Source organism: Caulobacter sp. GW821-FHT09A05, assembly GCF_059418465.1.
This window is the reverse complement of record NZ_JBWKPX010000047.1, coordinates 1-24,491: the sequence shown is the minus strand read 5'-3', so window position 1 is coordinate 24,491 and position 24,491 is coordinate 1. Positions and strand designations below refer to the sequence as shown.

Here is a 24,491-nt window from a genome sequence, read left to right as displayed (position 1 = left end):
CTCCCCCAACGGGGGAGCATCTGAACAGCGTAGATCCTCCCCCTCTGGGGGAGGTGGCCCGAAGGGCCGGAGGGGGCAAGCCGTCACCGCGGGGCGTTTGACTTCCGTAGCGAAAGAAGACGAACCTTCGCGTGCGAAACAACCGAAAGCGCCCAGCGTGACGTCCTACACCGACCTGATCGCCGCCATGGCCCCGACCGACGCCGGCTTCACCGCCCAGGTCACCGACGACTGGCGCCAGGGCCGCACCACCTATGGCGGGCTGTCGGCGGCGCTGTGCCTGGAGGCGGCGCTGAAGGCGGTTCCCGACGCTCCGCCGCTGCGCTCGGGCCAGTTCGCCTTCGTCGGACCGGCGGCCGGCGTGCTCGATATCCGCGCCGAGGTCCTGCGCCGCGGCAAGTCGACCCTGTTCATGGGCGTCGACCTGGTCGGCGAGCAGGGCCCGGCCACCCGGGCGATCCTGACCTTCGGGGCGGCGCGCGAGTCGCGGCTGGACCACCTCGACCTGCCCGCCCCGGCCACGGTCGCCCCGGAGGTCGCGCCCGACTTCTTCCCCGAGGGAGGGGGTCCCAACTTCACCCGACAGTTCGAGTTCAAGACCGCCGGCGGCACGCCGATCGGCGCGGCCGGCCCGCCCGACTTCCTGGTCTGGATCCGCCACAGGGACCCGGCCGCCCGCTCCCTGGCCGCCCTGGTCGCCCTGGCCGACGCCCTGCCCCCGGCCGCGATCACCCTGTTCCCCGAGCGCGCCCCGATCTCGACCATGACCTGGTCGCTGGACGTGCTGGTCGCGCCACGCGTCGACGACGACGGCTGGCGCCTGATGAAGAGCCGGGCCGACACCGCCCTCGACGGCTACAGCGCCCAGGACATGACCGTCTGGGACCGGGCCGGAGCGCCCTTGATCGTTGCGCGCCAGAACGTGGCGGTGTTCATCTGAGTCTCCACCACCTCCCATCATCCCGGCGAAAGCCGGGATGATGGGAGTTGAGGGAAATTGAGGGGGATGACGAATGATCCGAATGGCCTTGCTGATCAGTGGCGTGGCGGCTGTGACCTGTCTGAGCGTGTCGCAGCCGGTCTTGGCTGCTCAGGCCAAGACGAAAGCAAAAGCGAAGTCCGATGACAGCAGGCCCACACAGATCGTAATCACCGCCACGCGACGGGACGGACCAGATCCCGTCAGCAACATCCTACTCCACGACAAGTTCTTGGCGGAAACCGGCACGTCCCTCAGCCTGAAACTGATCGAGACATTCAACCCCAAACTCCACGCCGTCATCGCCCTGAACCCCCACGCCCTGGCCGACGCCCGGGCCCTGGACGCCGAGCGCAAGGCCGGCAAGGTCCGGGGGCCGCTGCACGGCGTGCCGATCCTGCTGAAGGACAATATCGAGAGCGCCGACGACACCGCCACCACCGCCGGCTCCCTGGCCCTGAAGGACAACGTCACGGGCCGCGACGCCCCGCTGGTCCGGCGGCTGACCGACGCCGGCATGGTGATCCTGGGCAAGGCCAACCTGTCGGAATGGGCCAATATCCGCTCCAGCCACTCGACCAGCGGCTGGAGCGCGGTGGGGGGCACGGTGCGCAACCCCTATGTGCTGGACCGCAGCGCCTGCGGCTCGTCCAGCGGCTCGGGGGCGGCGGTGGCGGCGGGCCTGGCCCCGGCGGCGATCGGCACCGAGACCGACGGCTCGATCACCTGCCCCGCGGCGATCAACGGCCTGGTCGGCCTCAAGCCCACGGTGGGCCTGGTGTCGCGCACCCACATCGTGCCGATCAGCCACAGCCAGGACACCGCCGGGCCGATGACCCGCACGGTCACCGACGCCGCCCTGGTGCTGACCGCCATCGCCGGCTCCGATCCGGCCGACCCGGCGACCCGGGAGGCCGACGCCCGCAAGACCGACTACGCCAAGGGCCTCGACAAGCACGCCCTGAAGGGCGTCACCCTGGCCGTCGCCCGCTTCTACACCGGCTATTCGCCCGGCACGGACGCGGTGTTCGAGCAGGCGCTGAAGGACCTCAAGACCCAGGGCGCGACCCTGGTCGACGTCAAGGACTTCGACGAGGGCCCGATCGGCAAGGCCGAGGGCGTGGTGCTCTATACCGAGCTGAAGGTCGACCTGAACGCCTACCTGGCCTCGACCGACCCGGCCAAGGTCAAGACCCGCACGCTGGCCGACCTGATCGCCTTCAACAAGGCCACCCCGAAGGAGCTGGAATGGTTCGGCCAGGAAAGCTTCGAGAAGGCGGAAGCGACCAAGGGCTATGACGATCCGGAGTACATCAAGGCCGTGGCCGACGGGAAACGCCTGGCCGGGCCCGAGGGCATCGACAAGATCCTGAAGGACACGGGCGCGGTCGCCCTCGTCGCCCCGACCACCGGGCCGGCCTGGACCATCGACCCGCTGAACGGCGACCACTACGGCGGTTCCTCCACCACCCTGCCCGCCGTGGCGGGCTATCCGCACCTGACCGTGCCGATGGGCCAGGTCGGTGGCCTGCCGGTGGGCTTGAGCTTCATCGGCCCGGCCTGGAGCGAGGCGCGGCTGCTGAACCTGGGCTACGCCTACGAGCAAGCCACCCACCGGCGGATCGAACCGAAGTTCCTGCCGACGGTGGCGCCATAGACACGGAGCCCGCGAAACGACGATCAGCCCATGGCAAACTCTGGCGCAACCGTTTTACAGGTGTAATCATTCCTCGTCATCGGGAGAGGAACAAGATCATGGTCACACGCCTCCTTCGCACCGCCGGGGTCAGCCTGCTGGCCCTGGCCATCGCCGCCCCGGCCGCCACGCCAGGCCTCGCCGCCACGCCCCAGGACGGGCCGGTCACGCCCGAAGCCTGCGCCGCCCTGGGTTTTGTCGCCCCGGCCCAGGAGCAGCTCACGGTGTCCGCCAAGCGGCGCGCCCAGACCAGCGGCGTCCAGCCCCGCCCGGCCTTCGCGCCGCCGGCCAACACGACGGCGCCGCCACCGTTGCCGATCCCGCCGGTGCGCGAAGCCTTCGGTCCGCCGCCTCCACCGCCACCTCCGCCAGCCGCACCCAACATGGCCTATCGGGCGCGGCCGCCGGTGATCTCCGGCGTCCCTTCGGTCCCCAGCGACCGCGACACCGAGCGCTACCCGAACGCCGCCGCCAATCCGGTCAAGCGCGTGGCGGAAGAGCCGGTCTCGACCTTCTCGATCGACGTCGACACCGCCGCCTACGCCAATGTCCGCCGCTTCCTGAACGAGGGCGCCGCCCCGCCGCGCGACGCCGTGCGGGTCGAGGAGCTGGTCAACTATTTCGACTACGGCTACGCCCGCCCCACCGCCCAGGAACCGCCGTTCAAGCCGACGGTCGCCGTGGTCCCCTCCCCCTGGTCCAGGGACCGCCAGCTGCTGCACATCGGCGTCCAGGGCTACGCCGCGCCGCGCGCCGGCCAGCCGCCGCTGAACCTGGTCTTCCTGGTCGACACCTCCGGCTCGATGTCGGGTCCCGACCGCCTGCCCCTGGCCCAGAAGGCGCTGAACGTCCTGATCGACCAGTTGCGGCCGCAGGACCGGGTGGCGATCGTGGCCTATGCCGGTTCGGCCGGGGCGGTGCTGTCGCCCACCGACGGGCGCTCCAAGCTGAAGATGCGCTGCGCCCTGACGGCGCTGCATTCCGGCGGCTCGACGGCCGGCGGCCAGGGGCTGAAGCTGGCCTACGACCTGGCCCGGCAGAACTTCGACCCCAAGGCGGTCAACCGGGTGATCCTGATGACCGACGGCGACTTCAACGTCGGCATCGCCGAGCCGGCGCGCCTGAAGGACTTCGTGTCCGACCAGCGCAAGAGCGGCGTCTACCTGTCGGTCTACGGCTTTGGCCGCGGCAACTACAACGACACGATGATGCAGGCCCTGGCCCAGAACGGCAACGGGACGGCCGCCTATGTCGACAGCCTGCAGGAGGCCCGCAAGCTGCTGCGCGACGACTTCGACAGCGCCCTGTTCCCCATCGCCGACGACGTGAAGATCCAGGTCGAGTTCAACCCGGCCAGGGTCAGCGAGTACCGGCTGATCGGCTACGAGACCCGGCTGCTCAATCGCGAGGACTTCAACAACGACCAGGTCGACGCCGGCGAGGTGGGTTCGGGCGCGGCGGTGACGGCGATCTACGAGATCACCCCGGCCGGGGCGCGGCCGTCGTCCGATCCGCTGCGCTATGGCGCCAAGCCGGCGCCGACGACCGGCGGGAGCGAGCTGGCCTTCCTGAAGATCCGCTACAAGCCGCCCGGCGGTTCGTCCTCGAAACTGATCGAGCGCCCGATCGGGGCCGGGGACGTGCGCGCCAGCCTGGCCGCCGCGCCGGAATCCACCCGCTTCGCCGTGGCCGTGGCGGCCTATGGCCAGAAGCTGCGCGGCGATCCATGGGTCGCTTCGGACTTCGACTGGGGCGCGGTCACCAACCTGGCCCAGGGCGCGCGGGGCCAGGACCCCTACGGCCTGCGCGCCGAGTTCGTGCAGCTGACCCGAGCGGCCAAGGATGTGAAGGGGAGCTAGGTGATCAGCCCCAGGAACGCCAGGCGGTCGCGCTGCTCGCGCGTTCCCGGGGTGAAGTACTTCTCCGACCAGGCGTCGGTGTCCTTCAGAGCGAAGACCTGGTGGGCCGCCAGCTTGGCGTCCTTGCGGGAGCGGAACCAGTAGTGCTCGAACATCCGCATGAAGTCGGCGACATAGACGTCCGCCACCGCCGTGTCGCCCCGGAAGACCAGCACGTTGGAATCGTTGTTCACGGTCGAGTTGGTCGAGAAGTTGGCCGAGCCGGTGACCAGCACCGGATCGGGGCCGAACGGGTCGGCCAGGATCATCTTGGAGTGGATGTGGATGCCGGCGTGGTGGAAGCCCTCGTCGACCATCAGGCGGTCGCGGTCGAGCTTGCGCTTCTGGAACTCGGCCAGCTTGATGCCCTCGAACGGCTTGGCCACCGCGGCCATGTTGCCCGGATCGGCGTTGAGACGGTCGATATTGCCCGCCTCGCCGTAGGACCCCTCCTTGTCCGCCAGCATGAAGCGCATCGCGCCGTCGCTCGGCGAATCGAGCACGCCGCGGATCCGCTCGTGCAGGGCGAAGGGCGCGCTGACCATCAGCACCTTGGCCGTCCTGCAGATGTCGGCATAGAGGTCGATCATCCCGAACCCGTTCTGCGGCGAGAACAGCGGCGTCACGCCGTGCGCCAGCGCCGTGCGCTTGGGCGTCGGCAAGGGGGTGATGACGTCGTTGCGGGCCTGGGTCTCGTTGATCGTCAGGTCCTCGGTCAGCACCTGGAAGCCGGCTTCGTAGCGCTCGGCCACCGCCGGGTCGTAGATCGCGTGCCCGACGTTCAACTGGCCGTAGAAGCCGCCCTCGGTCCAGTTCGTCCCGCCGGTCCAGACCGCGACCGGCCGGGCTACGTCGTCCGCGCCCTTGCGCAGCAGCACCAGATACTTGTTGTGCATGATCGCCGAGCCCGTGGCCCGCGGGGTCGTCTTGAAGGTCACGCCCAGGTCGGCGATGGCGTGGCGGTTCTCCTCCGCGGTCTTGCCGCCCTTCCGGGCGTGATAGACGATGTGCACGTCGACCCCACGCTTGTGGGCCTGGATCAGCGCCCGGATCGGGGTGGGCTTCTCGAACTCGTAGATGCAGCCGTGCAGGACATAGTCGGGGCCGTCCGCCTTGGCGATGAAGGCGACCAGTCCTTCCTCCAGCCCGCGCGACAGCCAGGTCAGAGCTTCGGGAATGTCGTCGGGATCGTTGTCGCCGAACTTGCGGACATAGGCCTGGCTGGCGGCGGCGCCGCGGTTGAAGAAGATGGAGGTCGCCTCGTTGCGGCAGTCCTCGGTGCGCAGCTCCAGGCTGACGCCGCCGGGGATGGCGCCGAAGCCACCGGGCCGCTCGGCCAGTACGCCCTGGGCCAGAATCTCGGCCGGCGTCCCGTAGCGGGCCACCACGCGGTAGCGGTAGAGCCGCCCCGGCTCGGTCGTGTAGTCGCCCCAGCGGAACTTCTGCAATGGCGCGCGGGCGGTGGTGACGAACTCCGGATTGGGATCGCTCATGAACCGCAGCGAATTAGGCAGCCACCGGCGGTCGCCGGTCTCGACGTCGGTGCGCTCGATCGAGAAGCCCAGGCAACCCGCGCGGCGTGCGTCGGCCAGATCGAAGGCCAGCAACGCCGCATGCGTCCCGGCGATCACCCGCACCGTCAGACCATCCTTCGAAGCCCTCGCACGCATCGCCGCCCTCCCGCCGCTCTAAGCGGGAGAATGAACGAGCCGCACCTTAAAGGCGAGTCATGTTCGGCGAACCAGGATCACCGTCCGGTCGGCATGTCCTTGAACGCCACGTCCTTGTCGACCCGCACGTCGCCGGGCAGGCCCAGGACCCGTTCGGCGATGATGTTCTTGAGGATCTCGTCGGTGCCGCCGGCGATCCGCAGGCCCGGAGCCCACATCAGGCTCTGCTGGAACGCCGCCTCCATCGGCGCCAAGGCCGGGTCGGTCAGGATCCCGTATTCGCCCTGGGCCTCGACCGCAGCGTTGGCCAGGTCCTGCAACTGGTTGGCCGAGATGATCTTGCCGATCGAGCTTTCCGGCCCCGGGGTCTGGCCGCGCGACAGGGCCGTCATGGTCCGGAAGCGCGTGAACTTCAGCCCCTGGGAGTTGACGTACCAGTCGGCCAACTTCTCGCGGAAGGCCTGGTCCTTCAGGGCCGGGCCATTGATCCCCGACAGGCCGCGGGCCAGTTCCATGACCTGGCGATAGTCGGGTCCGGCCGAGCCGCCGACCGCCAGGCGCTCGTTCATCAGGGTGACGAGGGCCACCTTCCAGCCGTCGCCCACCGCGCCCAGCCGCTGGCTGTCCTTGACGCGCAGGTCGGTGAAATAGACCTCGTTGAACTCGCGTCCGCCCGACATCTGATGGATCGGCCGGCATTCGACCGCCGGATCGCGCATGTCGATCCAGAACATGGTCAGGCCCTTGTGCTTGGGAACGTCCGGATCGGTGCGGACCAGGACGATCCCGTAGTCGCAATAGTGGGCGCCGGTGGTCCAGACCTTCTGGCCGTTGATCACCCAGTCGTCCCCGTCCCGAAGCGCGCGGGTGCGCAGGGCCGCCACGTCGGACCCGCCCGCCGGCTCCGAGAACAGCTGGCACCAGATCTCCTCGCCCTTCACGGCGGGCGAGACGAAGCGCTGCTTGGTGGCGTCGTCGGCGAAGGCCATCACCGTGGGCACGCACATGCCCAGGCCGATGGTGAAATAGCCGTAGGAGACGCCCGCCTTGGCCTCTTCCTGGCTGAAGATCACCGACTGGATGGGCGTGCCGCCGCCCCCGCCCACGGCCGCGGGCCAGGTGATGCAGGCGTAGCCGGCGGCGGCCTTGCGGGCCTGCCAGGCCTTGGCCGCGGCCATGTGCTCGGGCGTCGTCGGCTTGGGATCGCCATGCTCGGCGCGATGGGCGGCGGCGTTCTCGACCAGCCAGGCGCGGGCGGTCTGGCGATAGGCGGCTTCCTCGGGGGAGTCGTTGAAATCCATGATCCTGGTCCCTTAAGCCGCGTTCTTCTTCTCGAGCTCGCTCACCAGCCGCTCCTTCCAGAGCTTGGGCGGACCGGCCACCAGGCTCAGCTGCCGCGACCGCCGATAGTAGAGGTGGCAGTCGACGTCCCAGGTGAAACCCATGCCGCCATGCACCTGCACGTTCTCCTTGCTGGCGAACCAGAAGGCGTCGGAGGCCGCGATGCGCGCGGCGGCGGCGGCGGTCGGCAGTTCCGGCGCATCGACGTTCAGGGCCCAGGCTCCGTAATAGGCGTTGGAGCGCGCCACCTCGTTCTTGACGTACATGTCGGCCAGCCTGTGCTTCATGGCCTGATAGCCGGCGATGACCCGACCGAAGGCGTAGCGCCCCAGGGCGTATTCGCGCGCCATCTCCAGGCAGCGATCGGCCCCGCCCAGCTGTTCGAAGGCCAGCAGCACGGCGGCGCGGTCGAGGATCGCCTGCACCAGCTCGAACCCCCGCCCCGCCTCGCCCAGCCGATCGGCGGCCGCGCCGTCGAAGGTCAGGCGGGCCACGCCGCGCGTCGGATCCAGGCTCTCCAGGGTCTCGGCCGTCACGCCGCCGGCCCTCAGGTCGACCAGGAACAGGCCGGGACGCCCGCCCTCGTTGGCCAGCACCACCGCAAGGTCGGCCGCGTCGCCGTCGGTGACCGGGATTTTCACGCCGGACAGCTTGCCGCCTTCGACCCTGGCCTGCAGGGTCGAGGGCGTGATCATGCCCGGCCCTTCCGAGACGGCCAGGCAGCCGATCAGCTCGCCCGCCGCGACGCGAGGCAGGATGGCGGCTTTTTGCCGCTCGGTCCCATGGGCCATCACCGCCTCGGCCAGGACATAGACGGTCGAGGCGAACGGGATCGGCGCCACGGCCCGGCCCAGCTCCTCGGCGATGGCGCACAGCTCCACCCGCCCCAGACCCAGGCCGCCGAACGCTTCGGGAATGGCCGCGCCCAGCCAGCCTTGCTCGGCCACGGCGCGCCACAGCCCGGCGTCGTAGCTTCTGGCCGGATCGTCGAGCACCCCGCGCGCCACCGAGGGCGGGCAACGGGCGGCAAGGAACTTGCGCGCCTCGTCCTTGAGGAACTTCTGGTCGTCGGAATAGTCGAAATCCACCTGGACTTCCTCCTTGGCCGTTCTGGCGACGGCGTCGAAGGCACGATGAACGATCGTTCGCCCCAGGGAAAGATTGACCTCGCGTCAAGGATTTCAGGTTCTTATGGCGGTCCCGAACTCAGTGAGAACGCGTGCGTGGCCAAGACCGTCTTCCAGCGGAACCAGAAGGTGTGGGTCGAGAGCGTCGGCGCCTGGGCGACGATCGAGAAGATCGTGCCGGTCTGGGCCAAGGGCTTCGACGAACCCGTGCGCGTCACCTACGACGTGGGCCTGGGCCGCGAGTTCCAGGCCCATGAGCTGAAGCCTGAAGACCGCGTCGAGGGCGAGAGCGACGCGAGCCTCGCCAACTGGCGCATCCTGCGGGCCCGCAACAAGTGGCAGCAGGAGAGCGACTGCCTGCACCATCCCTATCCCGGCACCTATCCCGTCGTGGTCACCGATACCAACGACTGGGGCGGCTGGCGCACGCCGGGCGCCGAGTACGACCGCGATCCGCGCAAGATCGAGTTCCAGGCCCGGCTGATCGCCGCCGCGCCGCACCTCCACGCCCTGGTCCGCCAACTGGTCGAACTGGCCGCCGACCATCCCGAGGACGCCCCGCCGGCCCTGGTCGCCCTGGCCCAGCGGGCCTCGGCGATCGAGCGGAGCCTGCACGAGGTGCCCGCGGCCGAAGCCGCGCCCAGCATGGTCGAGGCGGGCTGAGCCTAGTCGAAGACCTCTGCGGTCAGCGCCGGTTCCGGACGCGCCTTGAAGTTTCCCTTCTTCCAGGCCTGGTGGAGCACCGCCGCCGCCACGCCGGCGCCGATCACCATGGCCGGAACCGACGCTTCGGGACCGAACGCGCCGCCGCTCAGCCAATCCGGCGCGCCGAGCCGCGGCGTGCTCAGATAGAGGCTCTCCTCCACCGGGATGCCGGAGACCCGAGCCCCCCAGATCCAGCCCTGCGTGAAATTCCAGGCCGCGTGCACGCCGATCGAAACCCACAGGCGGCCGGTCAGCACATAGAACGAGGCCAGCATCAGCCCGGCCTCCACCGCGATGGCGACGGCGGCCACCGGCGTGGCGTTGGGATTGCTCAGGTGCATCGCGCCGAACACCGCCGACGACAGGGCCAGGGCCGGCCAGATCCCGAAGGCCCGCATCAGCAGCCGCAGCACGATCGCCCGGAAGATCAGTTCCTCGAACACCCCCGAGACGACGCCGACATTGATCATGGCCAGGGGCGAGGACATCCGTGGGCCCGAGATGTCGTAGAGGCCGGACACCAGCAAGGCCGCGACCACGGCGCTGAGCATCGCCGCGCCGACCACCAGGCCGATCAACAGCTCCGACGCGGCCTGCCGCAGGCCCAGTTCGCCCGGCCAGCGGTCCTCGGCCAGTCGCACCACGCCGGCGTAGAGGGCCAGGCCCAGCGCGCTGAGCACGACGACAAGGACGAGGCTGAGCGACGCGCGGCCAGCGTCCTTGGCGGGCTCCCCGGCCATGCTGGCCACCGCGTAGACGACGACGAACGTCACGAACAGCAGCGCGCCCCAGCCCAGCGCCCTCAGCCAGCGCAGCGGGCCGGGATGCAGAAAACGACGCGAGCCGACGTCCAGGCCGACGACCGATGGCGAAACTTCCTTATGCGACATGAACCTGCCCTGGGGACGAGAGCGGACCTTTGGAGGGTTCGCGCCAAGGTTCAAGTGACGAACGGTTTAGATGGGCCCGTCGTCGCTCGCGGGCGGCCAGTCACGGCCCGAACCCGGTCGGCGCAGGCGATCGCGCGACGCGAAACTCATCTCGGGCCGGACCACGCCCAGGTCGATCTCGCCGCCCGCCGGGGCCAGCCGCCAGCAGCGCCGCCCGACCCAGATCAGCACCTCCAGGCCGCTCGCCGCCCCCGCGCTGGCCCAGCCGCGCAAGGTCGCCTCGAACGGCGCCCGTCGCCAGGCGGTGGGCTGGGCCGGGTCGAGTTCGACATTGATCACCCGGCCGCCCTCGCCCGCATGCAGCACCAGGCCGCTGCGGTCGGGCCGCCAGGCGTCGTCCAGCCGCTCGTCCAGCAGCCAGTCGCAGGCGAAGTCGGCGCAGCCCCGGGGCCGAACCTCGTAGACCCCGCACCCCCTGCCGCGTTTGTAATAGCGGCACCAGACATGCGGCGCCTTCTCCAGCTCCCGCACGCCGATCAGCTTGCAGCACTGGCCGCACGCCCCGCATTCCCGTCCGCCCATTGAACCGTCCCCGGCTGAGGCCGGCACTCGCGGACAAATCGACGATCGGGTCAAGTGCGCCCTCGCCCCGCTCCCCGTCCTTGCCTACATTGCGCCCATGCGCACAGACACGCCCCAGCCCGTCCGGCTCTCGGACTATCGCCCGTTCCCGTTCCTGATCGAGACCACCGCCCTGGAGTTTCAGCTGGAACCCGGCGCGACTCGGGTCAAGGCGACCTTGGCGATCAAACGTAGCGGCGCCGCGGGCGAGCCGCTGTTCCTGAACGGCGAGCGCCTGAAGCTGATCTCGGCGGCCATCGACGGCCAGGCCCTGAGCGCCAACGAATACCGCCTCGACGGCGAAGGCCTGACGATCCATCAGGTTCCCGACGCCTTCGTCCTGACCACCGAGGTCGAGATCGATCCGTCGGCCAACAAGGCGCTGATGGGCCTCTACATGTCCGGCGGCCGGTTCTGCACCCAGTGCGAGGCCGAGGGCTTCCGGACCATCACCTTCTTTCCCGACCGCCCCGACGTGCTGAGCCGCTACACGGTGCGGATCGAAGCCGACAACGCCTTCGCCCACCTGCTGAGCAACGGCAATCTGGTCGAGGCCGGCGACCTCGAAGGCGGCCGCCACTTCGCCGTCTGGAACGACCCCTTCCCCAAGCCGGCCTATCTGTTCGCCCTGGTGGCCGGCGAACTGGACGTGCTGGAAGACAGCTTCGTCACCATGAGCGGCCGCGCCGTGGCGCTGAAGGTGTTCGTCGACCCTGGCCAGGCCTCGCGCGCCGCCTACGCCCTGGACGCCCTCAAGCGCGCGATGAAATGGGACGAGGAGGCGTTCGGCCGCGAATACGACCTCGACCTGTTCATGATCGTCGCCGTGCGCGACTTCAACTTCGGCGCCATGGAGAACAAGGGGCTGAACATCTTCAACAGCTCCCTGCTGCTGGCCCAGCCCGAGACCGCCACCGACATGGACTACGAACGCATCGAGAGCGTCGTGGCGCACGAGTACTTCCACAACTGGACCGGCAACCGGATCACCTGCCGCGACTGGTTCCAGCTGTGCCTGAAGGAAGGCCTGACCGTGTTCCGCGACCAGAGCTTCAGCGCCGACATGCGCGGCGAGGCGGTCCAGCGGATCAAGGACGTGAAGGCCCTGCGCGCCCGCCAGTTCGCCGAGGACGCCGGCCCCTTGGCTCATCCGGTTCGGCCGAGCAGCTACCTGAAGATCGACAACTTCTACACCGCGACGATCTACGAAAAGGGCTCGGAGCTGATCCGGATGCTCAAGACGATCCTGGGCGCGGCGACCTTCCGCAAGAGCCTGGACCTCTATTTCGAGCGCCACGACGGCGAGGCGACCACGGTCGAGGCCTTCATCGCCTGCTTCGCCGACGCCTCGGGTCGCGACATGAGGGACTTCTTCGCCTGGTACGAGCAGGCTGGCACCCCGGCGGTGACCCTGACCCACGCCTATGACGAGGCGGCCAAGGCGCTGGAGATCACCCTGGTCCAGGCCACCGCGCCGACCAACGGCCAGCCGGTAAAGCGTCCCCTGCCCGTGCCTGTGACCATCGGCTTGCTCGACGGCGCGGGCGCGGTGCTGCGTGACAGCGAGGTGGTGCTGCTGGACGCTGCCGCCACGACCGTCCGCTGGGAGGGCGTCGAGCGCCCGCCGGTGATCTCGGCCCTGCGCGGCTTCTCGGCGCCGGTCAACCTGACCACCGACACCCGCCCGGTCGACCGCTACGTGCAGTTCGCCGCCGACCCGGACCTGTTCAACCGCTGGGAAGCCGGCCAGACCCTGGCCCGCGAACTGATCCTGGGCCGCGCCGCCGACGTGGCCGACGAGGTCGGCGAGGAACGCTACGCCGACGCCCTGGGCAAGGCGCTGGTCGACGACGCGTCGGATCCCGCCTTCAAGGCCCTGCTCCTGGCCCTGCCCACCGAGGGCGACCTCAGCCTTGCCGTCGATCCGGTCGATCCCGCCGCGATCCACGGGGCGCGCGACCATCTGAAGACCGTCATCGCCGTCCATCTGGGCGACCTGCTGCGACGGCTGCACGGCGACCTGCAGAGCGGCGGCGAGTTCTCGGCCGACGCCCGCGCGGCCGGCAGGCGCGCCCTGCGCAACGCCTGCTGCGACCTGCTGGCGGCCGACCCGCACGCGGTCAATGTCGAACGGGTCGTCGGCCATTTCGAGAGCGCGGCCAACATGACCGACGCCATGGGCGGCCTGTCGGCCCTGGTGGCGATCGGCGGCGCGCCCGCCGAAAAGGCCCTGGCCGCCTTCCATGCCCAGTGGCGGCACGAGCCGCTGGTGCTGGACAAGTGGTTCGCCGCCCAGGCTCGCGATCCGGGCGAAGGCGCGATCGGCCGGATCCTGGCCCTGACGGCCCATCCCGATTTCGACGCCGGCAACCCCAACCGCTTGCGGGCCCTTGTCCAGGGCTTTTCCAGCGGCAATCCGGCCCGGTTCCACGACGAGACCGGCGCCGGCTATCGCTTCCTGGCCGACCAGATCCTGGCCGTGGACGGCTTCAATCCGATGACGGCCGCCCGGCTGGTCGAGCCTCTGGGGGCCTGGCGGCGCTACGTGCCCGAACTGGGCGCCCTGATGCGCGAGCAGTTGGAGCGCATCCGCGAACATGTCGGCCTGTCGAAGAACGTGCTGGAGCTGGTTTCCCGGGCCCTGGACTAGGCGACCGGCCCGCAAGGCGACGAGCTTGGGATGATTCTTCGGCGCCACAGTTGCGACTAAAGGGCCCATCCCCGGCCAAAACCACGGTTCGGCGGTGACGCGCCCCTTTGGCGTGCGGTAGATTCACCATGTCGGCGAAGTGACTCGCCCGGGGTTTGCGGGAGCATCGGTGTTGGAGCGTGGCGTGGCGAGAACCGGAAGGCTGGCGGACGCCGGTCTTTCGGCGGCGGGCGCGGCCCGTTCGCGCGCCGCGCGGTCGCCGTCCCAGGCCTATGTGCGCCTGGCCATCCTGGCCGCCCTGCTGCTCCTGGCGATCTACACCGCCTTCGGCGTCAGCCGCCTCAAGGACGAGGCCAACGCACCGCCCGGCGGCGCGGGCCTGGCCGCCCAGGCCAAGCTGGTCGCCGCCGCCGCCGAAACCAACCTGGCGGCCCAGCGCGCCGGCCTGTCGGCCGCCGCCGATCTGCTGCAGCGCGACCCCAACGCCCCCATCGACGCGGCCGAGACCGCCTTGCGCGCGGCGGGCGGCGAGGCCATGGCCGTGGCCGTGGTCAGCTCGACCGACGTGCTGGCGGTCGCCGGCCGCGACCCTTCGGCCGACTGGAAGGTCGCCGCCCGCTCGGCCGGCGCCTCGGGGCGCAGCCTGTGGATCGGCGGCGGGACCACCGGCCGCCTCTATGTCGTCATGGCCGCGCCGGTCGCCGGTGGCCGCGGCTTCGTCATCGCCTCCAGCGACCCCGTTCGCCTGATCGCCGAACCCGCCAAGGGCGCGGTCAGCGCCCTGATGCTGGCCGACGGCCGGATCCTGGCCTCCGGCGGCCGGTCGATCCAGGGCGCGACCAACCTGCGCGAGGCCTTCTCGGTGCCCCTCGACGACCTCGGCCCCGGGGCGACGGCCTTGCGCGGCCAATCGGTGGATGGCCAGGCCCTCGACGTCGCGGTCCAGCCCCTGGCCCAGGGCGACCTGCTGGCCGCCGCCGGAGCCCGGCCGCGCACGGTCGCCAATATCGACCGCCAGGTCATGGAAGGCGCCTTCTCACTGCTGGCCCCGCTGGCGGTCGGCATCGCCCTGGCCCTGATGCTGATGCTGCAGAGCCGCCGCGTCGAGACCGCCCAAAAGGAGTTCGTCGACAGCGAGCAGCGGTTCCGCCTAGCCGTCGAGGCCGCCCGTTGCGGCATCTGGGAATGGGAGCTGGGCGCCGACCAGGTGTTCATGTCCGACGTCACCGGCGCGATGTTCGGCTGGGGCGGCGGCGGCGTGGTGCCGGGCCAGGAGCTGCTGGACCGCGTCTCGGTCGACCATCGCGACAAGGTCCGCCAGGCCCTGGCCAACGCCGCGACCTACGGGGCGTTCGACGTGTCGTTCCGGGTGCCGGCGCGCGACGGCGGCCGCGCCATCTGGATCGACGCCCGCGGCCAGGGTTTCGGCAAGCCCGGCGAGGACGGCTATTCGCGGATCATTGGCGTGGCCCTCGACGTCACGGAAGAGCGCCTGGCCCAGGCCCGCGCCCAGGCCGCCGAGAACCGCCTGCGCGACGCCATCGAGAGCGTGTCGGAAGCCTTCGTGCTGTGGGACCGCCAGGGCCGGCTGCTGATGTGCAACCGCAACTACCGCAACGTCTTCAACCTCGAACCCAAGCTGCTCAAGCCCGGCGCGCCGCGCAACGAGGTCAACCGCTTCGCCGCCCTGGCCATCAAGCACGACCAGCCGGCCCCGGACGGCGCCAAGGGCGTGCGCGAGGCCGAGCTGAACGACGGCCGCTGGATCCAGATCAGCGAGCGCCGCACGGCCGAGGGCGGCCTGGTGATGACCGCCGCCGACATCACGGCCATCAAAAACCAGGAGGAGGCCCGCCGCCTCAACGAGGAGCAGCTTCAGTACGCCGTCGCTGGCCTGGAGCGCTCGCAGGAGCAGCTGGCCGAACTGGCCCGCAAGTACGAGATGGAGAAGGTCAAGGCCGAGGGCGCCAACAAGGCCAAGAGCGAGTTCCTGGCCAATATGTCCCACGAGCTGCGCACGCCGCTGAACGCCATCAACGGCTTCTCCGAGATCATGATGAACGAGATGTTCGGCCCGCTCGGCGACCAGCGCTACAAGGGCTACAGCCTCGACATCCACAATTCCGGCCAGCACCTCCTGGCCCTGATCAACGACATCCTCGACATGTCCAAGATCGAGGCCGGCAAGATGAACCTGAAGTTCGAGCCGCTGAACCTGGAGGATGTCACCGAGGACGCCGTGCGCCTGGTGCGCAACCGCGCCGAGGCGGCCGGGCTGAAGCTGGAGATCGACTTCCCGTCCCTGCCCGAGGTCGAGGCCGACTATCGGGCGGTAAAGCAGGTGCTGCTGAACCTGCTGTCCAACGCCATCAAGTTCACGCCGCGCGCCGGACGGGTCACGGTCCGCGCCGAGGTGCGCCGCGACCCGCTGGGCGAGCGCGTGCGGGTCTCGGTCACCGATACCGGCATCGGCATCGCCGCCGAGGATCTGGCGCGCCTGGCCAAGCCGTTCGAGCAGGTCGAGAGCCAGCACGCCAAGACCACCCAGGGCACCGGCCTGGGCCTGGCCCTGACCAAGTCGCTGGTCGAGATGCACGACGGCGCGCTGGAGATGACCTCCACGCCCGGCGAGGGCACCACGGTCAGTTTCATCCTGCCGATCAACCAGAGCGGCCTGTCGGCCCTGCGCGACTTCGCGGCGGCCTGACCTTCGCGTGAAGAAAGTCCTGTTCGTCTGCAGCCAGAACAAGCTGCGCAGCCCCACCGCCGAGCAGGTCTTCTCGACCTGGCCCGGTGTCGAGGCGAGTTCGGCCGGTACGAATCACGACGCGGAAGAACCCCTGACCGGCGAACTCGTCGAATGGGCCGACCTCATCTTCGTGATGGAGCGCGCCCATCGCAACAAGCTGTCCAAGCGCTTCAAGCGGCACATCAAGGGCCGCGTGATCTGCCTGAACATCCCCGACGACTACGCCTTCATGGATCCGGCGCTGGTGACCCTGCTCAAGGCCCGGGTCGCGCCGCACCTGCCCTAGATTCGCCGCCAGGCCAGCATGTGCGGGAAAGGTCGCTCGCCCGTCGTCCTGGTGCGGTGGGGTTCGACCGTCAGGCCCCACATGGCCAGCATCGGCACGCCCACATAGCCGCCCTGGCTGAACATCTCGGCCAAGGCCTTGCCGCCGCCGCGATAACCGCCCTCGTGGAACGGCACCGAGGCGTCCAGTCCCATGTGGGTCGCGGCCGCGAAGGACCAGGCCAGGGCCGCCATCTCCTCGCCGGGATCATCGGACACGCCCTGGTCGCGGCGATCCGGGTCGCCAACCGCGACATGGCCGGCCTCGTGCAGAAGGTCGCCGGGCCAGGCCAGCCGGGCTGGATCCACCCGCAGGCCGGCGCCCGCCACGGCGACGCCCGGCAGGAAGGTCTCGTGGTCCAGCGTCGCGACCTCGACCGGGATGCCGACCTGGCGCAGGAACGCGACGATGCGGCCGACCAGCGGATCGGAGAACTTCTCGACCAAGACCTCCGCCGCGCCTGGCGTCACCCGTCATCCTCCGGTCGCCTGGGCGATCAAAGCCGCTCCTCGGCCGTCCGTAAACCCTGCCCCTCGCGCGGCCGAAAAGTGGGGTACGTTCCGACGGCTTTGGGCGGACGTTTCGCCGACCGCGACAAGACCATCCATGACGACGTCAACGAGCTGAGCCTCGAGCGCCGCAATGGCTACGCCTGGTTCAACACCAGCCCAAAAAAGGCGCTGGACGCCTACGCCGTCTGGAAAAGCCCATCCGGCGGCGCCGCTGAAACAGCGTCACGAACCCGTCGCCAAACCCTCGTCGAAGCGTCGCGGGCTTGCCCTAACACCCCGGACCTTGAAACGCCCGACAGGGGCGGAGGCCGGAGGGTTCCATGCTCATCAAATCTGCTCGCCACGCCTTGCTGGCGGCGAGCGCGCTTGGCGTGCTCGCGACGGCCGCGGTCGCCCATGCGGCGGACGCCCCGGCCGCCGCCGCCGCCGTCGCCCCAGCCTCCGAGCCGGCCGACGCCGTCGAGCAGCTGCTGGTCACCAGCCTGTCGACCACCCGCTCGGCCGTGCAGCTCAGCGGTTCGGAAATGCAGAAGATCCTGCCGGGCCTGTCGCCGCTGAAGGCGATCCAGACCCTGCCGGGCGTGCTGTACGTGACCGCCGACCCGTGGGGCAACAACGAGCAGAACACCTCGCTGTTCATCCACGGCTTCAACGGCCAGCAGCTGGGCTACACCCTGGACGGCGTGCCGCTGGGCGACCAGAGCTACGGCAACTACAACGGCCTGTCGCCGCAACGCGCGGTGATCAGCGAGGTGGTCGGCAAGGTCATCCTGTCGTCCGGCGCGGGCTCGTTGGGCACCGCCTCGACCAGCAATCTGGGCGGCGCGGTCGAGACCTTCACCAGCGACCCGCGCGCCGAGTTCGGCGGCCAGCTGGCCGAGACGGTCGGCAGCTACGCCGCCACCCGCACCTTCCTGCGCGTCGACACCGGCGCGTTCGGCGGCGGCAACACCGCCTACTTCGCCTACGCCCACCAGGACGCCCGGGCCTGGGACTTCCGCGGCCACCAGGGCGGCGACCAGGCCAACCTGAAGTACGTGCGCGACGGCGAAGCCGGCAAACTGACCTTCTACCTGTCCTATTCCGACAAGACCGAGCCGAACGAAGACGGCACCACCCGCTACATCCCCGGCCGTCCCGGCAAGCCCTATGACAGCTACCAGCCCTACACCCGCCCGTTCTTCTATCCGGACTTCCACGCGGCGCTGGACTATCTGGACGCCGCCGGCAACTACCCCGTCTCGGAAGGCGAGAACTACCGCAACTACTTCAGCGCCGCCCAGCGCACCGACTATCTGAGCTACCTGAAGTACGACGCCAGGCTGGCCGAGAACGTCACCTGGTCGAACCAGGTCTATTATCATGACGACCACGGCCGCGGCATCGTCGCCGGCCCGATCCGGGTGGCGGGCCTGCCGGCCCTGTTCAACTTCTACTTCCCGAACCAGGACCTGAAGAAGGTGTTCGGCAATTCGGGCTACGCGACTCGCACCACCGAGTACCAGATCGACCGCCTGGGCGGGATCTCGACCCTGAACGCCACGATCGGCGACCACCAGATCGAGGCCGGCTTCTGGTACGAGCACAACAAGTCGTCGGCCTATCGCCGCTGGTACCCGTTCGACGTCAACCATCCGACCACGCCCTACGACGTGCCGACCGGCTGGCTGATCACCCAGTACGGCAGTGAGATCGACAACAAGGTCTACCAGTTCCACATCCAGGACCAGTGGCGCATCCGCGAGAACCTGGTGCTGCAGGGCGGCTTCAAGAGCAGCGTGCAGGACGCCACCGGCGCGGTGCCGGTGCAGCCGATCGTCGGCTCGCTGGTCAACTCGACCGGCTTGCCGGTGGGCAACATCAAGACCAAGGAGTGGTTCCTGCCCCAGCTGGGCGCGGTGTGGACCCTGGACGGCGGCATGGAGGCCTTCGTCAACGTCCAGAAGAACCTGCGCCACTTCCAGACCTACGGCGGCGGCGGCCTGTCGCCGTTCAGCCTGGGGAGCCAGGCGGCCTTCGACCAGTTCAAGCGGAACGCCGAACCCGAAACGGCCTGGACCTACGAGGCCGGCGTGCGGGGTAAGCGCGAGGTCGCCTTCGGGCCGATCACCGGCGTCGACGGCCAGCTGAGCGTCTATCACACGGACTTCAGCAACCGACTGCTGGGCGTGGCTCCTTCGGCCGCGGCGATCTCGATCGTCGGCGGCGCGGCCATCGTCCAGAACGTCGGCGCGGTGAAGACCGACGGCGTCGACCTGGCCCTGACCCTGCAGCTGGGCGACCACTTCTCGTTCTACGACGCGGTCTCCTACAACCGCTCGGTCTATCAGGACGACTATACCAGCGGCTCGACCACGGTCGGCGGCGTCATCACCCCGACGGTCGTGCATATCGCCGGCAAGAAGGTGCCCGGCAGCCCCGAATGGATGAACAAGTTCGTGGCCAGCGCCAACTTCGGCACCTTCGAGGCCCAGCTGGTCGGCGACTATGTCGGCGAGCGGTTCGCGACCTACACCAACGACCTGAAGGTCGACAGCTACCTGCTGCTGAGCCTGCAGGTCAGCTATGAGTTCCAGACCCCCGCCAACTGGCCGATCGACAACCTGAAGCTCAGCGCCAACATCACCAACCTGGGCCAGGAGAAGGGCGACCTGAACGTCACCGTGTCCCAGCCCGCCGGCAGCTATTCGACCTTCCCGATCCCGCCGCGTCAGGGGTTCGTCACCCTGTCGACGCGGTTCTAGGGCCGAGCGGCCCGCCGCCGGTCCTCCCCCTCCTGGCCGGCGGGCCAAGCTCGCGTCGAACGCCCCGGGCCCTGCGTCCGGGGCGTTTTTCTTGGGGTGCGCCACAATAGTTAGGCGATCAACAAACTATCTCTTGACGCCCGACCCGGCGCGACGATACTTAGGCACATGACTAACCAACAACCCTCTCTCGACCTGATGTTCCAGGCGCTGGCCGATCCCAGCCGGCGCAGCATCGTCGAGCGGCTCTGCGCCGGCCCGGCCTCGGTCAGTGAACTGGCCCAGCCCCTGGCCATGTCCCTGCCCTCGGTGATGCAGCACCTGCATCTGCTGGAGGGCAGCGGCCTGATCCGCTCGGAAAAGGTGGGACGGGTGCGGACCTGCCGCCTGCAACCGGAGGCGCTCAGCGCCGCCGAGACCTGGATCAACGAACGCCGCGTGCTCATGGAACGCAAGCTCGACCGCCTGGGGGAGTACCTGCGCGCCACGGCCAGCGACGACGAAGACTGACCTTCAAACCCACGAGGAGTAAGACCATGACCGAACGCTCCGTTGTCCACGCCACCTTCGTCATCAACCGCGTCTACGACGCCTCGCCCGCCAGGGTGTTCAAGGCGTTCTCCAATTCCGAGGCCCGCGACCGCTGGTTCGTGAAGTCCGAGGGCTGGCCGGTGGCCGACTACACCTACGACTTCCGGGTCGGCGGCCAGGAGCGCGGCCGCTTCAGCCCCGACGGCAAGATGACCATCCTCAACGAGACCACCTACTGGGACATCGTCCCGGACCAGCGGATCATCAGCGCCTACGCCATGGACATCGACGGCAACCGCATCTCGGTGTCGGTCGCCACGATCGAGCTGAAGCCCGAGGGCAAGGGCACGCGCCTGACCTATACCGAACAGGGCGCGTTCCTGGACGGCTACGACATTCCGGCCCAGCGCGAAGCCGGGTGCCGGGACCTCTACGAAAAGCTGGCGGCCGAGCTGGAGCGCCAGGGCGAGGACGCCTGACGCCAGGCCAAGACGAGCCGGGGACGCGCCCATGGTCGCGTCCCCGACACCATCCACGGAGCCCCCATGTCCCTGACACTGCACATGCACCCACTGGCCTCGTACTGCTGGAAGGTGCTGATCGCCCTCTACGAGAACGACACGCCGTTCGAGGCCCATCTGGTCGACCTGGGCGACCTGCGGGTCGTCGCGGCGTTCAAGGCGCTGTGGCCGACGGCCAGGATGCCGTTGCTGGTCGACGAGGCCCGCGACCGCACGGTCCCGGAAACCTCGATCATCATCGAATACCTGCAGGCGGCCTATCCCGGCCCGGTGCGGTTCATTCCGGACGATCCGGAAGCCGCCCTGCGGGCGCGGCTGCTGGACCGTCTGTTCGACAACTACGTCCAGGAGCCGATGCAGAAGATCGTCGGCGACCGGATCCGCCCGGCCGGCGCCAAGGACCCGCACGGCGTGGCCCACGCCCGGGCCCAGCTGGCCATGGCCTACGACCTGCTGGAGGGCCAGTTGGCGGGGCGGACCTGGGCGGCGGGCGAGGCGTTCAGCCTGGCCGACTGCGCCGCGGCCCCCGCCCTGTTCTACGCCGACAAGGTGGCGCCGCTGGGCGCGGCCCGTCCCGTCGTCTCGGCCTATCTCGACCGCCTGCTGGCCCGCCCGTCGTTCGCGCGGGTGCTGCAGGAGGCCGAGCCCTATTTCGCGATGTTCCCGACCGAGGACAAAGCCTAGGCGAGGCTGTCGGCCTCCCAGGCCAGGAATTCGGGCGTCTGCAGCAGGCGTTCGCAATAGGCGCCGGCCGGGCCGGTGTCGCCATAGTCCGACAGGTGGATCCCGTAGGTGCGGAACCGGGTCGCCACCGGGGTGTAGAAGGCGTCGGCGATCGACCAGTCGCCCAGCAGGAACGGTCCGCCCGAGCGCTTGAGCAGCTGGCTCCAGCGCTCGACGATCTTGCGCACATCCTTCTGGGTGGCCTCGGAAATCGCCACGGTGGCCGGGGTCACTTCCAGCGCCATCGGGCATTCGCCGCGCAGCGACGAGAAGCCCGAATGCATCTCGGCGGCCACCGACCGGCCCAGGGCCCGCAGCGCGGCGTCCTGGGGCCACAGCCCGGCGGCGGGGAAGGTCTCGGCCAGATATTCGCAGATCGCCAGCGAATCCCAGATCGCCAGGTCGCCGTCCTTGAGAACCGGCACCAGGTGGCTGGGCGAATGCCTGGCGATCTCGGCGTCGGAGGCCCCCTGGCGCAGCTCGATCACGGTCTCCTTGAAGGGCTGACCCGTACGCTTCAGCGCCAGCCAAGGGCGCAGCGACCAGCTGGACCACTTCTTGGTGCCGACGACGATTTCCATGGCGAACCTCTTTGGCGAACGGGGAGAGCCCTGGGCTTAGCCCGAGCGCCCTTCCGGGACAACGCCGGTGGTCCTCGCCTAGCGGTTTTCGCCAATCGCGGGTCGCGGAAAGACATAGGCCCAGGGATGCGGCTCGCCGGGCGGGCCGGGATCGCGGGCCAGGGCGCGGAGCGTCCGCGCGCGGTTCAGTTCCTCGAAGGGAACGATCTCGGCGGACCGGGCGACCGGCTCGGGGCGCGGGCGGGGCAAGGCGTGCATGGGGGACCTCCTGCAAGACCGTCTGTCGCGGCCGTGGGCCCATTGAAGACCTTCGCGCCTGAACAGACCTGGGCGCCGTCGTTGTCCTGCGTTCATCCGCCGGCCGCCGAACCGCCGTGATTTCCCCCCTGGCCTTGGCGCTTCCCTTACGTCTACAGTCGGCCCAACGATTAGAACAAATGTTTGAAGGGAGAGACCCGGGATGGCGCAGGCGAGTTCGCCCGGCGGCGTTGAGCCGCCTGTTTCGCAAGCCGGCGCGAAGCCGCTGTATTCGAACGGCTACAAGGCCACGGTGCTGGGGCTCCTGCTCGCCACCTACACCTTCAACTTCATCGATCGCACGATCATCGCCACCATCGGCCAGGCCATCAAGGTCGACCTGAAGCTGACCGACACCCAGCTGGGCCTGCTGGGCGGCCTCTACTTCGCCCTGCTCTACACCCTGCTGGGCATCCCGATCGCCCGCATGGCCGAACGCTGGAACCGGGTGACGATCATCTCGATCTCCCTGGTGATCTGGTCGGGTTTCACGGCCCTGTGCGGCAGCGCCGCCAGCTTCGCCCAGCTGGCCCTCTACCGCTTCGGCGTCGGGGTCGGCGAGGCCGGCTGCTCGCCCCCGTCCCATTCGCTGATCAGCGACTATTACGCGCCCAAGCAGCGCGCCTCGGCCCTGTCGATCTATTCGTTCGGCATTCCGCTGGGCACGATGTTCGGCGCCGTGGCCGGTGGCTGGCTGGCCCAGGAGTTCAGCTGGCGCGTGGCCTTCGTGATCGTCGGCCTGCCCGGCATCCTGCTGGCCGTGATCGTCAAGCTGATCGTCAAGGAGCCGCCACGCGGCCATTCGGAGGCCAAGGAACGCCCGCTGGAGGCCGAGGACCTGGTGGTCGAACCGCCCAAGCCGCCCTTCTCGCTGATCGGCGAGTTCAAGGAGCTGGGCGCCGTCCTGGCCGTGCTGTTCGGCAAGTGGCCGGTGCTGCACATGATGCTGGGCGTGACCATCGCCTCGTTCGGCTCGTACGGCTCGGGCGCGTTCGTGCCGCCCTATTTCGTCCGCACCTATGGGCTGGGCCTGGCCCAGGTGGGCCTGATCGTCGGCCTGATCGGCGGCTTCTCGGCCGGGGTCGGCACCCTGGTCGGCGGCTTCCTGACCGACTGGTCGGGCAAGCGCAGCGCCAGGTGGTACGCCCTGGTGCCGGCCCTGGGGCTGCTGATCTGCACCCCAATCTACATCACCGCCTATCTGCAGACGAACTGGCAGACCACCGCCCTGATCCTGCTGGTCCCGGGCATCTTCCATTACACCTACCTGGCCCCGACCTTCGGCGTCGTCCAGAACTCGGTCGAGCCGCGCCGCCGGGCCACGGCCACGGCCCTGCTGTTCTTCTTCCTGAACCTGATCGCCCTGGGCGGCGGGCCGGTGTTCACCGGCTGGCTGATCGACCACCTGGCGCGGTTCCATTTCAACCACCCCGAGGCCTCCACCATCTTCCAGGCCCTGGGCGGCGCGTTCGCCGACCCCGGCGCGGCCAGCTTCACCGCCCAGTGCCCGGGCGGCCTGGCCCCCAAGGGCTCGCCCGCCGACCTGGCCAAGGCCTGCCACGGGGCCATGGCCCGGGCCACCCAGCAGGGCATCATCGTCTCGCTGTGCTTCTACGCCTGGGCCGCCCTGCACTACGCGCTGGCGGCGATCGGCATGGTCAAGCACATGCGCGAGCGGGCGGCGGCCCAGGCGTGAGCTGGAGCATCGTGCGGAAAAGTGGACACCGGTTTTCCGCGAAAACGACGCGAAAACAAAAACCCGGAGCCGGTCGTGCGATCCTCATATCGCGCGACTAGCTCTGGGGTCGGTACTCACTTGCGTGTCGGCGATACCCAAGCCAAATCAGCGCTCTCATTGGTTGTCATCCCGGAAAGCGCGTAGCGCTTGTCCGGGACCCAGGGGCCGGCGCAGTGCGCTCGCCCCTGGGTCC

At 69.3% G+C, this 24,491-nt stretch carries 21 protein-coding genes and 1 pseudogene; 13 read left to right on the top strand and 9 right to left on the bottom strand.

The features are described 5' to 3' along the window. The first annotated feature begins 157 nt into the window (after positions 1-157). The 3 genes from AC07NX_RS25285 (at position 158) to AC07NX_RS25275 (ending at position 4,534) form a co-directional block, all read left to right on the top strand. Positions 158-940: an acyl-CoA thioesterase gene (locus tag AC07NX_RS25285; RefSeq protein WP_494645752.1), complete on the top strand. Its 783-nt coding sequence runs from the start codon at positions 158-160 to the stop codon at positions 938-940. Between the two features lie 82 nt (positions 941-1,022). After that, a complete protein-coding gene (locus tag AC07NX_RS25280; RefSeq protein ID WP_494645750.1) occupies positions 1,023-2,636 on the top strand; it encodes an amidase in 1,614 nt (537 codons plus the stop codon). Positions 2,637-2,734: 98 nt separating this feature from the next. Further along, positions 2,735-4,534, top strand: coding sequence for a vWA domain-containing protein (locus tag AC07NX_RS25275; protein ID WP_494645748.1), 1,800 nt, complete (start codon positions 2,735-2,737; stop codon positions 4,532-4,534). On the opposite strand, the gene AC07NX_RS25270 is transcribed toward AC07NX_RS25275, so the two are convergent. The 3 genes from AC07NX_RS25270 to AC07NX_RS25260 all read right to left on the bottom strand — a co-directional run bounded on the left by AC07NX_RS25270 (position 4,531) and on the right by AC07NX_RS25260 (position 8,672). Beyond that, a complete protein-coding gene (locus AC07NX_RS25270) occupies positions 4,531-6,243 on the bottom strand; it encodes a phospholipase D-like domain-containing protein (RefSeq protein WP_494645746.1) in 1,713 nt (570 codons plus the stop codon). The genes AC07NX_RS25275 and AC07NX_RS25270 overlap by 4 nt on opposite strands. 77 nt (positions 6,244-6,320) lie before the next feature. After that, complete coding sequence (locus AC07NX_RS25265) at positions 6,321-7,544, bottom strand: acyl-CoA dehydrogenase family protein (protein WP_494645744.1); 1,224 nt, start codon at positions 7,542-7,544, stop codon at positions 6,321-6,323. Positions 7,545-7,556: 12 nt separating this feature from the next. Continuing rightward, positions 7,557-8,672: an acyl-CoA dehydrogenase family protein gene (locus AC07NX_RS25260; RefSeq protein WP_494645742.1), complete on the bottom strand. Its 1,116-nt coding sequence runs from the start codon at positions 8,670-8,672 to the stop codon at positions 7,557-7,559. A gap of 135 nt (positions 8,673-8,807) precedes the next feature. Here AC07NX_RS25260 and AC07NX_RS25255 point away from each other — a divergent pair, with 135 nt between their 5' ends. Then, entirely contained in the window at positions 8,808-9,374 is a 567-nt protein-coding gene (locus tag AC07NX_RS25255) for a hypothetical protein (RefSeq protein ID WP_494645740.1), read from the top strand. A 2-nt stretch (positions 9,375-9,376) separates the two neighbouring features. Here AC07NX_RS25255 and AC07NX_RS25250 read toward each other — a convergent pair whose 3' ends face one another. Further along, a complete protein-coding gene (locus tag AC07NX_RS25250) occupies positions 9,377-10,306 on the bottom strand; it encodes a CPBP family intramembrane glutamic endopeptidase (protein ID WP_494645738.1) in 930 nt (309 codons plus the stop codon). Between the two features lie 66 nt (positions 10,307-10,372). Next, complete coding sequence (locus AC07NX_RS25245) at positions 10,373-10,888, bottom strand: YkgJ family cysteine cluster protein (RefSeq protein ID WP_494645736.1); 516 nt, start codon at positions 10,886-10,888, stop codon at positions 10,373-10,375. Between the two features lie 97 nt (positions 10,889-10,985). Between AC07NX_RS25245 and pepN the strand changes: the two genes are divergently transcribed. The 3 genes from pepN (at position 10,986) to AC07NX_RS25230 (ending at position 16,612) form a co-directional block, all read left to right on the top strand. After that, positions 10,986-13,577, top strand: coding sequence for an aminopeptidase N (gene pepN, locus AC07NX_RS25240; RefSeq protein WP_494645734.1), 2,592 nt, complete (start codon positions 10,986-10,988; stop codon positions 13,575-13,577). Between the two features lie 184 nt (positions 13,578-13,761). Then, positions 13,762-16,284, top strand: a complete 2,523-nt coding sequence (gene pleC / locus AC07NX_RS25235) for a cell cycle histidine kinase PleC (protein WP_494645732.1) — start codon at positions 13,762-13,764, stop codon at positions 16,282-16,284. Between the two features lie 7 nt (positions 16,285-16,291). After that, positions 16,292-16,612, top strand: a complete 321-nt coding sequence (locus tag AC07NX_RS25230) for a low molecular weight protein tyrosine phosphatase family protein (RefSeq protein ID WP_494645731.1) — start codon at positions 16,292-16,294, stop codon at positions 16,610-16,612. Here the strand turns inward: AC07NX_RS25230 and AC07NX_RS25225 are convergent. Continuing rightward, positions 16,609-17,121 carry a hypothetical protein gene (locus tag AC07NX_RS25225; RefSeq protein ID WP_494645729.1) on the bottom strand — a complete coding sequence of 171 codons (513 nt, stop codon included), beginning with the start codon at positions 17,119-17,121 and terminating at the stop codon, positions 16,609-16,611. The two genes, AC07NX_RS25230 and AC07NX_RS25225, sit on opposite strands and share 4 nt — an antisense overlap. Between AC07NX_RS25225 and AC07NX_RS25220 the strand changes: the two are divergent. The 5 genes and pseudogenes from AC07NX_RS25220 to AC07NX_RS25200 all read left to right on the top strand — a co-directional run. After that, positions 17,005-17,316: pseudogene (locus tag AC07NX_RS25220) on the top strand (pectate lyase); the annotation flags it as partial. The gene AC07NX_RS25225 and the pseudogene AC07NX_RS25220 overlap by 117 nt on opposite strands. Positions 17,317-17,483: 167 nt before the next feature. Further along, positions 17,484-19,907 (top strand): TonB-dependent receptor, encoded by a 2,424-nt coding sequence (locus AC07NX_RS25215; RefSeq protein WP_494645727.1) that lies wholly within the window; start codon positions 17,484-17,486, stop codon positions 19,905-19,907. Positions 19,908-20,075: 168 nt separating this feature from the next. Further along, complete coding sequence (locus AC07NX_RS25210) at positions 20,076-20,417, top strand: ArsR/SmtB family transcription factor (protein ID WP_494645725.1); 342 nt, start codon at positions 20,076-20,078, stop codon at positions 20,415-20,417. A gap of 26 nt (positions 20,418-20,443) precedes the next feature. Then, entirely contained in the window at positions 20,444-20,917 is a 474-nt protein-coding gene (locus tag AC07NX_RS25205; RefSeq protein WP_494645724.1) for an SRPBCC family protein, read from the top strand. Positions 20,918-20,983: 66 nt separating this feature from the next. After that, positions 20,984-21,643 carry a glutathione S-transferase family protein gene (locus AC07NX_RS25200; protein WP_494645722.1) on the top strand — a complete coding sequence of 220 codons (660 nt, stop codon included), beginning with the start codon at positions 20,984-20,986 and terminating at the stop codon, positions 21,641-21,643. Here AC07NX_RS25200 and AC07NX_RS25195 read toward each other — a convergent pair. Continuing rightward, positions 21,640-22,263, bottom strand: a complete 624-nt coding sequence (locus AC07NX_RS25195) for a glutathione S-transferase family protein (RefSeq protein WP_494645720.1) — start codon at positions 22,261-22,263, stop codon at positions 21,640-21,642. The genes AC07NX_RS25200 and AC07NX_RS25195 overlap by 4 nt on opposite strands. A gap of 78 nt (positions 22,264-22,341) precedes the next feature. Beyond that, complete coding sequence (locus AC07NX_RS25190; protein ID WP_494645718.1) at positions 22,342-22,521, bottom strand: hypothetical protein; 180 nt, start codon at positions 22,519-22,521, stop codon at positions 22,342-22,344. 202 nt (positions 22,522-22,723) lie between these two features. Between AC07NX_RS25190 and AC07NX_RS25185 the strand changes: the two genes are divergently transcribed. Next, positions 22,724-24,256 (top strand): spinster family MFS transporter, encoded by a 1,533-nt coding sequence (locus AC07NX_RS25185; RefSeq protein WP_494645717.1) that lies wholly within the window; start codon positions 22,724-22,726, stop codon positions 24,254-24,256. Between the two features lie 156 nt (positions 24,257-24,412). Here AC07NX_RS25185 and AC07NX_RS25180 read toward each other — a convergent pair. After that, a partial coding sequence (locus AC07NX_RS25180; protein ID WP_494645754.1) for a hypothetical protein occupies positions 24,413-24,491 on the bottom strand: 79 nt, incomplete at its 5' end.

Coding starts and splice junctions, on each gene's coding strand:
- AC07NX_RS25280 (WP_494645750.1), top strand. CDS start 1,023: ATGGCCTTGCTGATCAGTGGCGTGGCGGCTGTGACCTGTCTGAGCGTG.
- AC07NX_RS25275 (WP_494645748.1), top strand. CDS start 2,735: ATGGTCACACGCCTCCTTCGCACCGCCGGGGTCAGCCTGCTGGCCCTG.
- AC07NX_RS25270 (WP_494645746.1), bottom strand. CDS start 6,243: ATGCGTGCGAGGGCTTCGAAGGATGGTCTGACGGTGCGGGTGATCGCC.
- AC07NX_RS25265 (WP_494645744.1), bottom strand. CDS start 7,544: ATGGATTTCAACGACTCCCCCGAGGAAGCCGCCTATCGCCAGACCGCC.
- AC07NX_RS25250 (WP_494645738.1), bottom strand. CDS start 10,306: ATGTCGCATAAGGAAGTTTCGCCATCGGTCGTCGGCCTGGACGTCGGC.
- AC07NX_RS25245 (WP_494645736.1), bottom strand. CDS start 10,888: ATGGGCGGACGGGAATGCGGGGCGTGCGGCCAGTGCTGCAAGCTGATC.
- pepN (WP_494645734.1), top strand. CDS start 10,986: ATGCGCACAGACACGCCCCAGCCCGTCCGGCTCTCGGACTATCGCCCG.
- AC07NX_RS25215 (WP_494645727.1), top strand. CDS start 17,484: ATGCTCATCAAATCTGCTCGCCACGCCTTGCTGGCGGCGAGCGCGCTT.
- AC07NX_RS25210 (WP_494645725.1), top strand. CDS start 20,076: ATGACTAACCAACAACCCTCTCTCGACCTGATGTTCCAGGCGCTGGCC.
- AC07NX_RS25205 (WP_494645724.1), top strand. CDS start 20,444: ATGACCGAACGCTCCGTTGTCCACGCCACCTTCGTCATCAACCGCGTC.
- AC07NX_RS25200 (WP_494645722.1), top strand. CDS start 20,984: ATGTCCCTGACACTGCACATGCACCCACTGGCCTCGTACTGCTGGAAG.
- AC07NX_RS25195 (WP_494645720.1), bottom strand. CDS start 22,263: ATGGAAATCGTCGTCGGCACCAAGAAGTGGTCCAGCTGGTCGCTGCGC.
- AC07NX_RS25190 (WP_494645718.1), bottom strand. CDS start 22,521: ATGCACGCCTTGCCCCGCCCGCGCCCCGAGCCGGTCGCCCGGTCCGCC.
- AC07NX_RS25185 (WP_494645717.1), top strand. CDS start 22,724: ATGGCGCAGGCGAGTTCGCCCGGCGGCGTTGAGCCGCCTGTTTCGCAA.